The sequence below is a fragment of the Agrobacterium vitis genome (assembly GCF_013426735.1).
In the GTDB taxonomy this organism is placed as follows: domain Bacteria; phylum Pseudomonadota; class Alphaproteobacteria; order Rhizobiales; family Rhizobiaceae; genus Allorhizobium; species Allorhizobium vitis_D.
Window position 1 is genome coordinate 1906186 of sequence record NZ_AP023272.1, and the last position, 12657, is coordinate 1918842.

The following is a 12657-nucleotide window of genomic DNA, read 5'->3' on the forward strand; positions in this document are numbered from 1 at the left end:
CGGGTTTCGGAGGTAAAGCTTGTTTCAAACGACAAACGGCAGGCACCGACCATGAAGCAATATCTCGATCTCCTGCAGCATGTGATGGAAAACGGCTCCGACCGCGGCGATCGCACTGGCACCGGTACACGCTCGGTCTTTGGGTATCAGATGCGGTTTGACCTCGCGCAGGGCTTTCCGGCCCTGACCACCAAGAAGCTGCATCTGCGCTCGATCATCCATGAACTCCTGTGGTTTTTGAAGGGCGATACCAATATTGCCTATCTGAAGGAAAATGGCGTTTCCATCTGGGACGAGTGGGCCGATGAAAACGGCGATCTCGGACCGGTCTATGGTGCGCAGTGGCGCTCCTGGCCAAAGCCCGGCGGTGGCCATATCGACCAGATCGCCAATCTCGTTGAGAGCATCAAGACCAGCCCCAATTCCCGTCGCCATATCGTCTCGGCCTGGAATCCTGCCGAGGTGGACGAAATGGCGCTGCCGCCCTGCCATTGCCTGTTCCAGTTTTATGTGGCCGATGGCAAGCTCTCGTGCCAACTCTACCAGCGCTCCGCTGATATTTTCCTCGGCGTCCCGTTCAATATCACTTCCTATGCGCTGCTGACCATGATGGTGGCGCAGGTGACGGGGCTGAAACCCGGCGATTTCATTCATACGTTGGGGGATGCGCACCTCTACGCCAATCACTTCGAGCAGGCCCGGCTGCAATTGAGCCGGCAGCCGAAACCCTTGCCGGTGATGCGGATCAATCCAGACGTGAAGGATGTTTTCGGCTTTGCCTTCGAGGACTTCAGCCTGGAAAATTATAGTGCCGATCCCGTCATCAAGGCGCCGATTGCCGTGTGATACCAAGTCTCTGACATGCTCACGCATCCTCGCCTGGAAGGCATTGCAAATATCTCAAATGCTTGCACCGCTTGAGATGTTTGCAAAGGGAATACCAAGGGTCATTTTCAATGACCCTTGGCACGATACAATTTTTCGATGGTGGTCACGACAACGTTATGAAGAATTTCAGTGACAGAATGCCGCAGCTGTGGTTTCGGTCTCACATCGTTTCTTCCTAAAAAGGTTTAGGTTTCATGATCTTCACTCGACTGAGCCCTTGGGCTCCGACCGTCCTCAGCATTCTGCGTATTATTGCGGGCCTGCTGTTTCTTGAACATGGCATGAGCAAGCTTCTGGGCTTCCCACCGTCGGATATGAACCCGGCTGTGATGTCTCTGCCCTGGATTGCCGGTTGCATCGAACTGGTTGGCGGCGCACTGATCACCATCGGCCTGTTTACCCGCCCAGCCGCCTTCATCGCTTCGGGCATGTGCGCCTTTGCCTATTTCCTCGTGCATGCTCAAATGGGCTTCTACCCAATGAACAATCACGGCGAGCCAGCGATCCTGTTCTGCTTCGTGTTTTTCTACATCGTCTTTGCCGGCCCCGGCCCGCTTAGCGTCGATGCGGCGATGCGCAAGGAATAGTTTGCCTGCAAGGGATGGATTTCGGGCCGCCGTCGTGTTGACGGCGGCCTTTTTCATGGACGTTTACGGTGGCTTGTGACACCACTCCGCCCGGTAAATATAGAGAGCAGATCATGCCGAAAATCTCCATTGTTGTTGCCGTCTCGAACAACGGCGTGATCGGTCGCGATGGCGACATGCCCTGGAAGCTGAGTACCGATCTCAAGCGGTTCAAGGCACTGACGCTTGGCAAGCCGCTGGTAATGGGCCGCAAGACCTTCGAGAGTTTCGGCTCCCGGCCGCTTCCCGGTCGCCCGCATGTGATCGTCAGCCATCATGCCGATATCGCCATGCCCTTGGTGGAAACCGTGCGCAGCCTTGAGGCGGGGCTGGAGCGGGCAGAGCAGATTGCCGGGGATTTGGGGGTCGAGGAGATCTGCGTGATCGGCGGTGGCGAAATTTACCGGCAGGCTTTGCCGCTGGCTGATGTCCTGCATGTGACCCATGTGGAAACGCAGATTGCCGATGGCGATACGGTTTTTCCAGCAATCGATCCGTCACAGTTTGAAAAACTGCATGAAGAGGCTGTGCCGGCGGGCGAACACGACAGTTTCGCCACGCGCTACGCGATCTATCGGCGAAAAGCGGCTTTATAACCGTTTATTTCCATAGAAATCGAAGAAGTTAGGGCCTTTTCGTTGAAAGGCGTCGCCGCGATCCCTATAACGGGATTAATCCGGGTGGATGCCTTTTTGACGGCGCCGTTGCGGGCCTTTGCACAACAGTTACGGACTGAAATAGTCTTTAGCGCGGATTGTGCAGGAGACTAGAGGTTTTGCAGCGTCGTGCCGGGTTTACGAGCTCCATGGCGCTGTTGGGAGCATTCTCAGAAAAAGAGGTTTTGATGCCTTGGAGTAATCAGAACGGCGGCGGCCCGTGGGGCGGCGGTGGTAATAATAACAATGGAGGACCGTGGGGGCAGGGACCGAACCGGCCTCGCGGCAATGGCGGTGGCGGCGGTGGCAAACAGCCGCCGGATCTGGAAGACATTATCAAGCGCGGGCAGGATCAGTTCAAGAACCTGGTTCCCGGTGGTCTGGGCGGAGGCATGGGCCTGATCGTTGTGCTGGCTGTGGCCGGTCTCTGGTTGACCCAGGCGGTCTATACCGTGCAGCCGGATGAGCGCGGCGTGGAAATGCGTTTTGGCAAGCCGAAAGACGAAATTTCCGCCCCCGGTCTGCATTTCCATCTCTGGCCGTTTGAAACGGTGGAGAAGGTCAAGGTGACCGAGCAGCAACAGAATATCGGTGCCAAGGTGGCATCCAATTCCACGGCTGGCCTGATGCTGACCGGCGACCAGAATATCGTCAACGTGCAGTTTTCCGTGTTGTACACGGTCAGCGATCCGAAGGCCTATCTGTTCAATCTCGAAAGCCCGCCGCAGACTTTGCAGCAGGTGGCGGAGAGCGCCATGCGCGAAGTCGTCGGACGTCGCCCGGCCCAGGAAATTTTCCGTGATGCCCGTCAGTCTATCTCTGTTGACGTGCGCAACATCATCCAGGGCACGATGGACAATTACGGTTCCGGCATTTCCATAAATTCTGTCGCTATCGAGGATGCGGCGCCGCCGCGCGAAGTCGCTGATGCATTCGATGAAGTGCAGCGTGCCGAGCAGGACGAAGACCGGTTCGTAGAGGAAGCCAACCAATATTCCAACCAGAAGCTTGGTCAGGCCCGTGGCCAGTCCGCGCAGATGCGGGAAGAGGCTGCTGCCTACAAGGATCGCGTCGTGAAGGAAGCCGAGGGTGAGGCACAGCGCTTCATCTCGATCTACGACCAGTATACCAAGGCGCCGGACGTGACCCGTACGCGGCTTTACATTGAAACCATGGAGCAGGTCCTGAAGAAATCCAACAAGGTGATCGTCGATGAGCAGGGCCAGGGTGTCGTTCCCTATCTGCCGTTGAACGAAATCGGCCGCATGGGCACCCAGCCAGCACAGGGAGGCAAGTAAGATGACAAATCGTCTTCCTGCCGTGCTGATCGGCTTAGCCATCGTTCTTCTGCTGGTCTATTCGTCGGTTTTCGTCATCAACCAGCGCCAGCAGGCCGTTGTCGTGCGCTTCGGCCAGATCAAGGCGGTCTATAGCGAGCCTGGCCTTTACTTCAAAATGCCCTTCGCCTTTGCCGGCGCCGACAAGGTGCAGATCATTTCGGATCAGTCCCTGCGGTTTGATCTCGACAATATCCGCGTCCAGGTTTCCGGCGGCAAGTTCTATGAGGTCGATGCCTTCCTGATCTACAAGATCACCGATGCCCGCCGCTTTATCGGGATCGTTTCGGGTGGTGACCGCGATCTGGCGGAAGCGCGGCTTCGCACCCGTCTCGATGCATCCTTGCGTCGGGTCTACGGTCTGCGCGGCTTCGAGGCTGCCCTGTCGGATGCCCGTTCGCAGATGATGCAGGAGGTTGCCGACGATCTGAAATCGGATGCGGAAAACCTTGGTATCACCATTGAGGACGTGCGCATTCGCCGCACCGACTTGACCCAGGAGATTTCGCAACAGACCTATGCCCGGATGCGTTCCGAGCGTCTGGCCGAAGCCGAACTGATCCGGGCTCGTGGTAATGAAGAGGGCCAGCGTCGCCGGGCCATCGCCGACCGTCAGGTTGTCGAGTTGCAGGCCGATGCGCAGCGCGATTCGGAAATCCTGCGCGGTCAGGGTGATGCGGAACGCAACCGGGTGTTTGCGGATGCCTATCAGCGCGATCCATCCTTCTTCGAATTCTACCGTTCGATGGCAGCCTATGAGGCATCGCTGGGTACCAATGGCACGTCTATGGTGCTGTCGCCGAATTCGGAATTCTTCAAGTTCTTCCGTTCGCAGGCTGGCACTGGGGCGGCAGCGCCCGCAGCACCCGCCGCCAATTGATCGGCATATCTTCAAAGCCAAAAGGGGCCGGGTCATTCCGGCCCCTTTTTTTCGTAGTCCGTTTTCAAAAATCTCAGGCGTTTGCTGCATTTGAGATTGCCGAAATCCTTCGAAACGACGATGTCTGCGCATTTTGGGGGACGGGTATAAACGGCACTCCGCGCCATGACGCCGCCCTATACTCAAGATAGCGTGAACAAACCCGGCAAGGCGGTTTCGGTTTGTAGCCATGCGTCCTATGATCGGTTGGATGCGAGCAGGAATGAAACTCACGATGAGGAAGCTTATGATCAAGTGTTGCGGACCGGCCACCCGCCTTCTGACCTCCGTTGTTGTCGGGGGCATGGTCAGCTTTGGGCCTGCGGCCACGAGCACGGCTGCCTTCGCGCAGGTCAAGACCGCAGCCCCGGTTCCCCCGCCGCCGCCAGCCTCTGGCGCGTCCGCAACGCCTGGACCCGCGCAGGGTGGCCCCGCACCCGTCGCTGATCTCGCCGAGGGACTTCTCGGTGCGGTGGTCAACATCGCGACGTCGCAGAATGTCGATGATGACGATGCAGCGCCGCTGCCACAGGTGCCGAAAGGGTCGCCCTTTGAGGATCTGTTTGAAGATTTCTACAAGAATCGTGAGGGCAAAGGCAGCAACCATAAGGTCAATTCGCTCGGCTCCGGCTTTGTTATCGATCCCGCTGGTTACATCGTCACCAACAACCATGTCATCGAGAATGCCGATGACATTGAAGTGATTTTCTCCGATGGTTCAAAATTGCAGGCCAAGCTGATCGGCACCGACACCAAGACCGATCTTTCGCTATTGAAGGTTGAACCAACGGAACCGCTGACAGCGGTAAAATTCGGCGATTCGAAAGTGATGCGGATCGGCGACTGGGTAATGGCAATCGGCAATCCCTTCGGGCTGGGCGGTTCGGTAACGCTCGGCATCGTTTCGGCCCGGGGCCGTAATATCAATGCCGGACCCTATGACAATTTCATCCAGACCGATGCGGCGATCAACAAAGGCAATTCCGGTGGCCCGTTGTTCAACATGCGAGGCGAGGTGATTGGTATCAATACCGCGATCATTTCGCCGAGTGGCGGCTCCATTGGTATTGGCTTTGCCGTGCCGTCGGAACTGGCCGAAAATGTCATCAAGCAACTCCGCGACTTTGGCGAGACGCGGCGCGGCTGGCTGGGCGTGCGCATTCAGCCGGTGCCGGATGATCTCGCCAAGTCGGCAGGGATCAAATTGGGCCGGGGTGCGCTGGTCAGCAGCATTATTGAAGACGGTCCAGTGGCCAAGGGGCCGCTTAAAACCGGAGACGTGATCATTTCCTTCGGCGGCAAGGATATTGCCGAAAGCCGCGATCTGGTTCGCACGGTGGCCGAAAGCCCGATCAATCAAGATATCGATGTCGTGGTGTTTCGTGACGGCAAGCGGGAAACACTGAAAGTGAAGCTGGCGCAATTGCCTGACGACAAGGCGACGGAAGCCAAGGACAGCGAACAGGCCGATCCAAAAGCCAGCGACAGCGAGGACACGGATGAGGCGGCCAGCGGCATGGTGCTTGGCATGAGTGTCGAGGCGCTGGACGATGAGAAGCGGGCCGCCAATTCGATTGCCAAGAGCGTCGAGGGCTTGCTGATAACAGATGTGCAGCAGGGCTCCGCCGCTGACCAGAAGGGCTTGAAAACCGGTGAAGTGATCGTGGAAGTGGCGCAGGAATTCGTCGCCACGCCAGAAGCCTTGGCGGAGAAAATCGACAAGCTGAAATCCGATGGCCGCCGTGCCATTCACCTGATGGTGGCAACCCCGCAGGGCGACCTGCGTTTCGTGGCCGTGCCGCTGGAATAGGGTATTTGAGAGTCGATTCAGAGGTCTATGGGGGCGGGTTCAGAGTTTGAATCCGCTACTTCAAGTGATGTGTTGGGACGCCCAAAGCTGTTTTGTCATCCGGTAAAGCACATGTGGTTTCAGGTGCGGATGGGTGTCGGGTACACGCGGGTGGTCGAAATCGCCGTTCAGGTCACGGATCATGCCGAGCCGCTGCATGACAGCGGTGGAGCGGTGATTGGTGGCGACCGCAAAAGAGACGATTTCGTTCAAGCCTTTGGCCTCGAAACCGTAACCGAGAAGACCGCGTGCCGCTTCCGTCGCATAGCCATGGCCCCAGAAGCGGGTGGCGAGCCGCCAGCCGATTTCTATCGTGCCTTCCGTCAGGATGTCCGGCATCATCGCGTCCGACAATCCGCAAAAGCCGATGGGCTCTTCGGTTTCCTTCAGTTCGACCGCATAAAAGTACAGGCCGGTCTCATCGATCAGCCTGTTGACGCGGTCCATCATCAGGTCCGCTTCTTCATAGGTGCGGCGAAAAGGGAAGAACTGCATGACCTTCGGGTCGGCATTGATTTCCCGAAACAGATTGCGGTCGCTATCCTTCCATCGGCGCAATAGCAGCCGGTCGGTTTCGAGAATAATCATCGGCTCAACTCATGGAGTCACGAAATCGGTCTTGCGGTAGCCCTGAAGATAAAGCAATGCCGTCAAATCACCATGGTCAATGCGAATTTTCGCCTGAGCCGCGACCATGGGCTTGGCATGCAGCGCCACCCCTGAGCCGGCGACACCGAGCATGCCGAGATCATTGGCGCCGTCGCCGACGGCTATTGTGTCGTCGGGCGAAATCCCGAGACAGTTCGCGATATCCAGCAACGCATCCACCTTGGCTTGTTTGCCGAGGATTGGCTCAGCCACTTCGCCGGTCAGCAGGCCGTCTTGTTCCAGGAGGATATTGGCGCGGTTTTCGTCAAAGCCCAGCGTCGTGCCGATTTTCGAGGTGAAGACGGTAAAGCCGCCGGAGACCAGCGCCGTATAATAGCCCTTGGCCTTCATGGTGGCGATCAGCTCCAGTCCGCCGGGGGTCAGTGTGATCCGCTTGGCGATCACTTCGTCCACGACGGTGATGGGCAGGCCTTTCAGGAGAGCGACACGCTCGCGCAGCGCCGGTTCAAAGGCGATTTCGCCATTCATGGCACGGGCGGTGATCAGCGAGACCTGGTCTTTCAAGCCGACTTCGGCGGCCAGTTCATCAATGCATTCCTGGCCGATCATGGTCGAATCCATATCGGCGATCAGGAAGGCCTTGCGGCGCGTGTCGGCCTGTTGAATGGCGAGATCAATGGGTTGACCTTCTATCACCTTGCGTAAAGTCTGTTCCGTAACGTCAAGATCGCTGCCATCCTTCAGCGCGATATCGCAGGCAATCCCATCCGCCAACCAGTAGAGGCCGGAGGCCGAAACCGCCGCGGCGGCTTGCTCGGCAAGGGCCGGGGTCAGAACAGGATTTGACGGATTGGCAATAAGCGTGGCAACGAAAGCCATGATGAACAACCTTGATGACAATTTTGATGCCATCCTGATAACCGGACCGACCGCCAGCGGCAAGTCCGCGTTGGCGCTGACTCTTGCGGCAGAGGCGGGCGGCGTGGTGATCAATGCCGACAGCATGCAGGTCTATGACACGCTGCGTGTGGTGACTGCGCGCCCCAGTAAAGAGGATATGCAGGGCGTGCCGCATTCCCTCTACGGCCATGTTGCGGCGGGTGCTGCCTATTCGACCGGCGACTGGCTGCGCGACGTGACTGTGTTGCTCCAAGATCTGCGGGCGCAAAACCGGTTGCCGGTGATCGTTGGCGGCACGGGGCTGTATTTCAAGGCGCTGACCGGTGGCCTGTCCGACATGCCTGTTATACCCGAGGCGGTGCGCGCAGCCCTGCGCCAGCGTGAAAGACTGGAAGGGGCGGAAAGCCTGCATCGCGACCTGACTCTGCGTGATCCTGCCGTTGCGGCAAGGCTCGACCCCCGCGACGGCCAGCGGATCATCCGGGCGCTGGAGGTGCTTGAGGTCACCGGCCAGTCGATTTCCGTGTTTCAAACCCGCTCCGGCCCAATGATCGTTGATCCGAGCCGGGCGAAGAAACTGGTCGTTCTGCCGGATCGCAAGCTGCTGCACGACCGCATAAACCGCCGCTTTGCAATGATGATGGACGAGGGGGCGGTGGAAGAGGTCGAGGCGCTCCTGGCGCAGAACCTCTCCCCGGACATGCCCGCCATGAAAGCCATCGGCGTCTCCCAGATTGCTGCGATGTTGAAGGGTGAGATCAGCCGGGAGGATGTTATCGAAAAATCCAGTGCAGCTACCCGGCAATATGCCAAGCGCCAGATGACCTGGTTTCGCAACCAGATGGATGAGACTTGGGAAAGGGTCGATCCTGCTGCCAGCCGTTCAGGCTGAGGTGATCTGCGGTCACATCCGAATCTTGTTCGGTGTGTTGAACCGTGGTTTCATTGTTGCGAAACAATCGATCATCGGAGCTCCCATGAACCACTTTCTCGCCAGAACCCTGTCGGCCCTCAACATCCTGTTTGCCCTGCTGATCATCACCATAGCGACCGCATCCGGTGCCACGCGCGGCATCTATTATACCGGTGAGCTTTCCATTCCCGGCGCGGTGATTGGCGGTTTGGGTGGCATTCTGGTGGCCGCCCTGGTCTGCGGCACGATTGCCTTCCTGACGCTGATCGAGCGACACTTGAGCGTGCTGGCCGATGCAGCGAAGCGGGGCGGCGTCTAACGATAAAACTCCTCTGCCCCGACAAATGGTATAGCCTGCGCGGGACAGAGGATTTCTGGTGATGGGTCAGACCTGCGCGGTCTTCTTTTGGCTGATCAACACAAGCGCGATGAAGAGGCCCATGGCGGCGGCGAGTGCGCCGATCAGGAAGACACTACGATAGCCAGCATGATCGGCAAGAATGCCGGTCAGCGGTGCGGTCAGGCCATAGGCGAGATCCTGAAAGGCGGAAAATCCGCCGAGTGCGGTGCCGCGCAGATGCGGCTCCACCAGACGCACGACATCCCGCCCCATCGCGGGGAAAATCATTGAGCAGCCCAGCCCGGTCAGGAACGCACCGGCGAGCGCCAGCAGCGGGTCCGGCGCGGACCAGATCAATAGCTGTCCGACCGTTTCGACGAGCAGCGACACTATGGCGACGGGCAGACCTCCGACGCGATCGGGCAGGTGGCCGAAGAAAATGCGAACGAGCACGAACCCACCTCCAAAGGCCGAGAGACCTAGCCCAGCATAGGCCCAGGACTGCTCACGGAAATGCAGGGCAAAAAATGCGCCGATAGCGGCAAAACCTATCCCCTGCAAGCAAACGATTGAGCCATGCGCCGATATCCGGCCGAGCAGTTTCAGGAATGACGGGCGTGTTGCACCTGGATGGGCAGCAATACCTGCAAGCGGAGTGATTGCTACAATGCCGAGGCATGGCAATACAGCGCTGATTGCCATTGTTCCGGCAAAGCCGAGATACTCGAAAAGAGCAAGGCCGATTGGACCGCCGATGGCAAGCGCGCCGTAAATAGCCGCACCGACCAGGGATAAAACCCGTCCAGAGCGGGCGGGGCCGATCGTTCCTATGCCCCAGGCAATAATGCCGACGGCAACCAGGCTTTCGCCCAGTCCCAGCACGATGCGCCCGGCAATCAGGATGGCGAATGACCAAAGCGACATGGACGATAGCAAGCCGGACAGTAACGATATCATCGCTCCGGCGATATAGAAGGTGAGTCCGTGCCTGACAGCGCGCTTTGCACCGCGCATATCGGAAAACCTGCCCGCGAAACTCCGGCTGACAATGGTGGAGAGGAAGGTGATGCCAACCGCAAGACCGGCCCAGAAATTGCCGAGGCCCAACTGGCCGGTCACATAAATAGAAATAATTGGCAGCGATATTCCCACGCAGAGATAGGAAATGAAGAGGACGCTTGTCAGTATGAAAAGGCGGCCCTGCGCAGGGTCGCGTGTCTTTTGGAAAGCCATGACTTTCTCCTGGCTATCCTCGGTCGCTCGGGCACAAAAAAACGCACTCCGATCACCGAGGATCGATAGTGCGTTGCTTCACGTTATACGCTTACGGTCAGAGCGTCTGACACGGGATTGATAATTTCGAACATGGTGTCTGTCAATACCTGTGTGGTGGCATCGCTGGGTCGGCGATCACACTCAATCCTTCAACCCACCCAGCGGCTTCTTCAGGATACTCTCGCGCAAACTCATGCTCGTGTCACGCCTTGGCGGGACGGCGGGTGAAGGGGCCGCGGCAAAGAGGGTGTTGGCATCCGGCTTGCGCAGGCCCGCATAGGCGCTGGCAGGGCGAAAGCCGGAGGCGGGTTCGGGGCGGGGTGCAGCGGGTGAGGTGCCAAGCTCGGTGCCGGGTAGCATGTCGGGCCGGTAGGGCTCGATGGGCGGGCTGGGCAGGATCGGGCGCGGTGCATCTGGCGGCTCGAAGGTTTGGGCGCGGAATGGGTCGGCAAGTGAGGTGGTGATGGTCGGCTCAGGATTGGGCGCGGGCGGCCTGTAGGCTTCTGGCTCCGGTACCCGATAGCTCTGTTGGAAGCCTGAAATATTCGGCTCAGCACTGGCGCGCATCCGTGAGATGACTTCGCTGAGGTCGATATTATCGGGCATGTCTTCGGAGGGTGCCAACGTGCTGCCGCTGGCTTTGGGGAGGTGGCGTTGCTCCACCCGGTCAAACCGCATGCGCATCGGCACGGCAATCGCTTCGCCAAAGGCAATCGCCTCGCCATTGCCAATCGAGGAAATGAAGCTGGTGGCGGAGATTGAGCTATCGGGCAGGGCCTTGCGGATGATGGCCTGATCGCTGTCGTTGGAAAGCCGCATGGCAAAAACAGTCGAACATTGCGACAGGATCGTCTGGTCCAGCTCCCCCGGTCTTTGGGTGATGATGCCGAGCGAGACGCCGTATTTGCGGCCTTCCTTGGCAATCCGCGCAATGGCCTGCCGGGTCGGAAAAAAGCCAAGGCTGGGGTCTGCCGGCACATAACGATGCGCTTCCTCGCAGACCACCAGCATATGGATCGCGCCATTCGACCAGAGCGCCAGCTCAAAAGCCATGCGGCAGAGCACCGACGCGACGGAATTGACGATCTCCGATGGAATGCCCGCCAGCTGGAACGTGGAAATCGGCTTGCCATGGCCCGGCACGCGAAAGATATGCGCGACGGTTTCCATGATCGTATCGCTGATCGTGTTGCTGGAGAACATGAAGCGATAGCGCGGGTCGTTGACCGCCGACATGATTCGCATTTTCAGCGAGCGAAGGGCTGGCTTTTCGTCGCGGCCCTCCAGCCTGCCGATCCGCTCGTCAATGGCGGCCAGCAGGTCCGACAATCGATAGGGAACTGGTGTATCGGCGGTAAAACCAGCCCGCTCGCTGCGGCGCGTCAGGCCAGATTCAGAGCCTTTAAAGGCGCGTTTGGCCTCCGGAATCAGGTCGCGCAAAACATCCAGTTCTTCGACGACGGCAGGCCTGCCCCGATAGAGCACTTCGGTCAGTTCATCGAGACGCATCAGCCAGAAGGGCAGGTCCAGCGTGTCGGTGTCGATCACCACGGCCTGATTGCCAAAGGCTGCGGCAAATTCATTATGGGGATCGAGGATCAGTACCCGCAGCTTGGGGTCGGCGGCAATCGCCTTGTGCAGCAACAAGGAGACGGCGGTGGATTTTCCGACGCCGGTGGAGCCGACCACGGCGAAATGCTTGGAGAGCATTGACGGAATATGGATGGTGGCGTCGATGGAATCGTCCTGGCTCAAGCGCCCGATCTTGCAGCTGCCGCCTTCTTTCGAATCGTAGATCCGCTTCAGATCGGCGACGCGAATGCGGTGGGCAACGGCGCCAAGATAGGGATATTGGGTAATGCCTGAGGTGAAGACTTCGCTGCCCTCCGGCCCTCGGCTGACCTCGCCCATCAACTCGACATCGACAATGAAGCCGTTATCCCGATCCTCGTTCCACAGGCCGGTTTCGGTGCGCATGGCATAGACCAGCGCGACGACACGGTTTTCCCCGACGGTAATGGAAATCAGTCGTCCGACAGACCACAGCGACGTCAGGTCGGTGCCGCCTTCCTGGGCGGTGGCGGCAATCGTGGCGCGTGCGCCATTGCAGGCAACGACACGGCCCAGAAAGCGATTGCCTGGAGCCATCTGGTCACGGCGATCCTGCCCGGCGGATGCGCTGGAAAGGGAGGAGTCTGAAGGTGGAAGATCAGGGTTTTGCAAAAGGCGCTCATCTGTGATGGACCGGGGTCCGGCGAGGAACCGGCAGGCGATGGTAGCCGCCTGCTGTTAAGATCCGGTATATCATCTTGACGGCAACACCGGCGCAGATGCTTCGAAAATGT

General features: G+C 58.7%; 12 protein-coding genes. 8 read left to right on the forward strand and 4 right to left on the reverse strand.

All coding sequences use genetic code 11. From position 1 onward, the window contains the following. The first annotated feature begins 51 nt into the window (after positions 1–51). The 6 genes from H1Y61_RS08705 (at position 52) to H1Y61_RS08730 (ending at position 6236) form a co-directional block, all read left to right on the forward strand. On the forward strand, positions 52–846 hold the full coding sequence (locus H1Y61_RS08705) for a thymidylate synthase (protein WP_180574457.1): 795 nt from the start codon (positions 52–54) through the stop codon (positions 844–846). A gap of 236 nt (positions 847–1082) precedes the next feature. After that, positions 1083–1475: a DoxX family protein gene (locus H1Y61_RS08710; RefSeq protein WP_015916452.1), complete on the forward strand. Its 393-nt coding sequence runs from the start codon at positions 1083–1085 to the stop codon at positions 1473–1475. Positions 1476–1588: 113 nt separating this feature from the next. Further along, a complete protein-coding gene (locus H1Y61_RS08715) occupies positions 1589–2110 on the forward strand; it encodes a dihydrofolate reductase (protein ID WP_180572340.1) in 522 nt (173 codons plus the stop codon). A gap of 248 nt (positions 2111–2358) precedes the next feature. Further along, the gene (hflK, locus tag H1Y61_RS08720; RefSeq protein WP_180572341.1) at positions 2359–3468 is read left to right on the forward strand and encodes an FtsH protease activity modulator HflK; all 1110 of its coding nucleotides are present in this window, start codon (positions 2359–2361) and stop codon (positions 3466–3468) included. A gap of 1 nt (position 3469) precedes the next feature. Next, a complete protein-coding gene (hflC, locus tag H1Y61_RS08725) occupies positions 3470–4387 on the forward strand; it encodes a protease modulator HflC (RefSeq protein WP_071203574.1) in 918 nt (305 codons plus the stop codon). 343 nt (positions 4388–4730) lie between these two features. After that, positions 4731–6236 (forward strand): Do family serine endopeptidase, encoded by a 1506-nt coding sequence (locus H1Y61_RS08730; protein WP_235680887.1) that lies wholly within the window; start codon positions 4731–4733, stop codon positions 6234–6236. Positions 6237–6296: 60 nt separating this feature from the next. Here the strand turns inward: H1Y61_RS08730 and H1Y61_RS08735 are convergent, their stop codons facing one another. Both H1Y61_RS08735 and serB read right to left on the reverse strand, forming a co-directional pair. Then, positions 6297–6863 carry a GNAT family N-acetyltransferase gene (locus H1Y61_RS08735; protein ID WP_180572343.1) on the reverse strand — a complete coding sequence of 189 codons (567 nt, stop codon included), beginning with the start codon at positions 6861–6863 and terminating at the stop codon, positions 6297–6299. A 9-nt stretch (positions 6864–6872) separates the two neighbouring features. Next, on the reverse strand, positions 6873–7763 hold the full coding sequence (serB, locus tag H1Y61_RS08740) for a phosphoserine phosphatase SerB (RefSeq protein WP_180572344.1): 891 nt from the start codon (positions 7761–7763) through the stop codon (positions 6873–6875). On the opposite strand from serB, the gene miaA reads away from it, so the two are divergent. Together miaA and H1Y61_RS08750 are read left to right on the forward strand one after the other, a co-directional pair. Further along, positions 7762–8676, forward strand: a complete 915-nt coding sequence (miaA, locus tag H1Y61_RS08745; protein ID WP_180572345.1) for a tRNA (adenosine(37)-N6)-dimethylallyltransferase MiaA — start codon at positions 7762–7764, stop codon at positions 8674–8676. The two genes, serB and miaA, sit on opposite strands and share 2 nt — an antisense overlap. Positions 8677–8761: 85 nt before the next feature. Continuing rightward, entirely contained in the window at positions 8762–9016 is a 255-nt protein-coding gene (locus tag H1Y61_RS08750) for a hypothetical protein (protein ID WP_156630452.1), read from the forward strand. Between the two features lie 66 nt (positions 9017–9082). Here the strand turns inward: H1Y61_RS08750 and H1Y61_RS08755 are convergent, their stop codons facing one another. Then, complete coding sequence (locus tag H1Y61_RS08755; protein ID WP_180572346.1) at positions 9083–10270, reverse strand: MFS transporter; 1188 nt, start codon at positions 10268–10270, stop codon at positions 9083–9085. Between the two features lie 183 nt (positions 10271–10453). Then, entirely contained in the window at positions 10454–12460 is a 2007-nt protein-coding gene (locus H1Y61_RS08760; protein WP_180572347.1) for an ATP-binding protein, read from the reverse strand. Positions 12461–12657: the final 197 nt, after the last annotated feature.

Bases quoted from the DNA above. Each gene is read 5' to 3' on its own strand.
- serB (WP_180572344.1), bottom strand. From the start codon at position 7,763: ATGGCTTTCGTTGCCACGCTTATTGCCAATCCGTCAAATCCTGTTCTG.
- hflK (WP_180572341.1), top strand. From the start codon at position 2,359: ATGCCTTGGAGTAATCAGAACGGCGGCGGCCCGTGGGGCGGCGGTGGT.
- H1Y61_RS08750 (WP_156630452.1), top strand. From the start codon at position 8,762: ATGAACCACTTTCTCGCCAGAACCCTGTCGGCCCTCAACATCCTGTTT.
- H1Y61_RS08710 (WP_015916452.1), top strand. From the start codon at position 1,083: ATGATCTTCACTCGACTGAGCCCTTGGGCTCCGACCGTCCTCAGCATT.
- hflC (WP_071203574.1), top strand. From the start codon at position 3,470: ATGACAAATCGTCTTCCTGCCGTGCTGATCGGCTTAGCCATCGTTCTT.
- H1Y61_RS08730 (WP_235680887.1), top strand. From the start codon at position 4,731: ATGGTCAGCTTTGGGCCTGCGGCCACGAGCACGGCTGCCTTCGCGCAG.
- H1Y61_RS08755 (WP_180572346.1), bottom strand. From the start codon at position 10,270: ATGGCTTTCCAAAAGACACGCGACCCTGCGCAGGGCCGCCTTTTCATA.
- H1Y61_RS08715 (WP_180572340.1), top strand. From the start codon at position 1,589: ATGCCGAAAATCTCCATTGTTGTTGCCGTCTCGAACAACGGCGTGATC.
- H1Y61_RS08705 (WP_180574457.1), top strand. From the start codon at position 52: ATGAAGCAATATCTCGATCTCCTGCAGCATGTGATGGAAAACGGCTCC.
- H1Y61_RS08760 (WP_180572347.1), bottom strand. From the start codon at position 12,460: ATGGCTCCAGGCAATCGCTTTCTGGGCCGTGTCGTTGCCTGCAATGGC.
- H1Y61_RS08735 (WP_180572343.1), bottom strand. From the start codon at position 6,863: ATGATTATTCTCGAAACCGACCGGCTGCTATTGCGCCGATGGAAGGAT.
- miaA (WP_180572345.1), top strand. From the start codon at position 7,762: ATGATGAACAACCTTGATGACAATTTTGATGCCATCCTGATAACCGGA.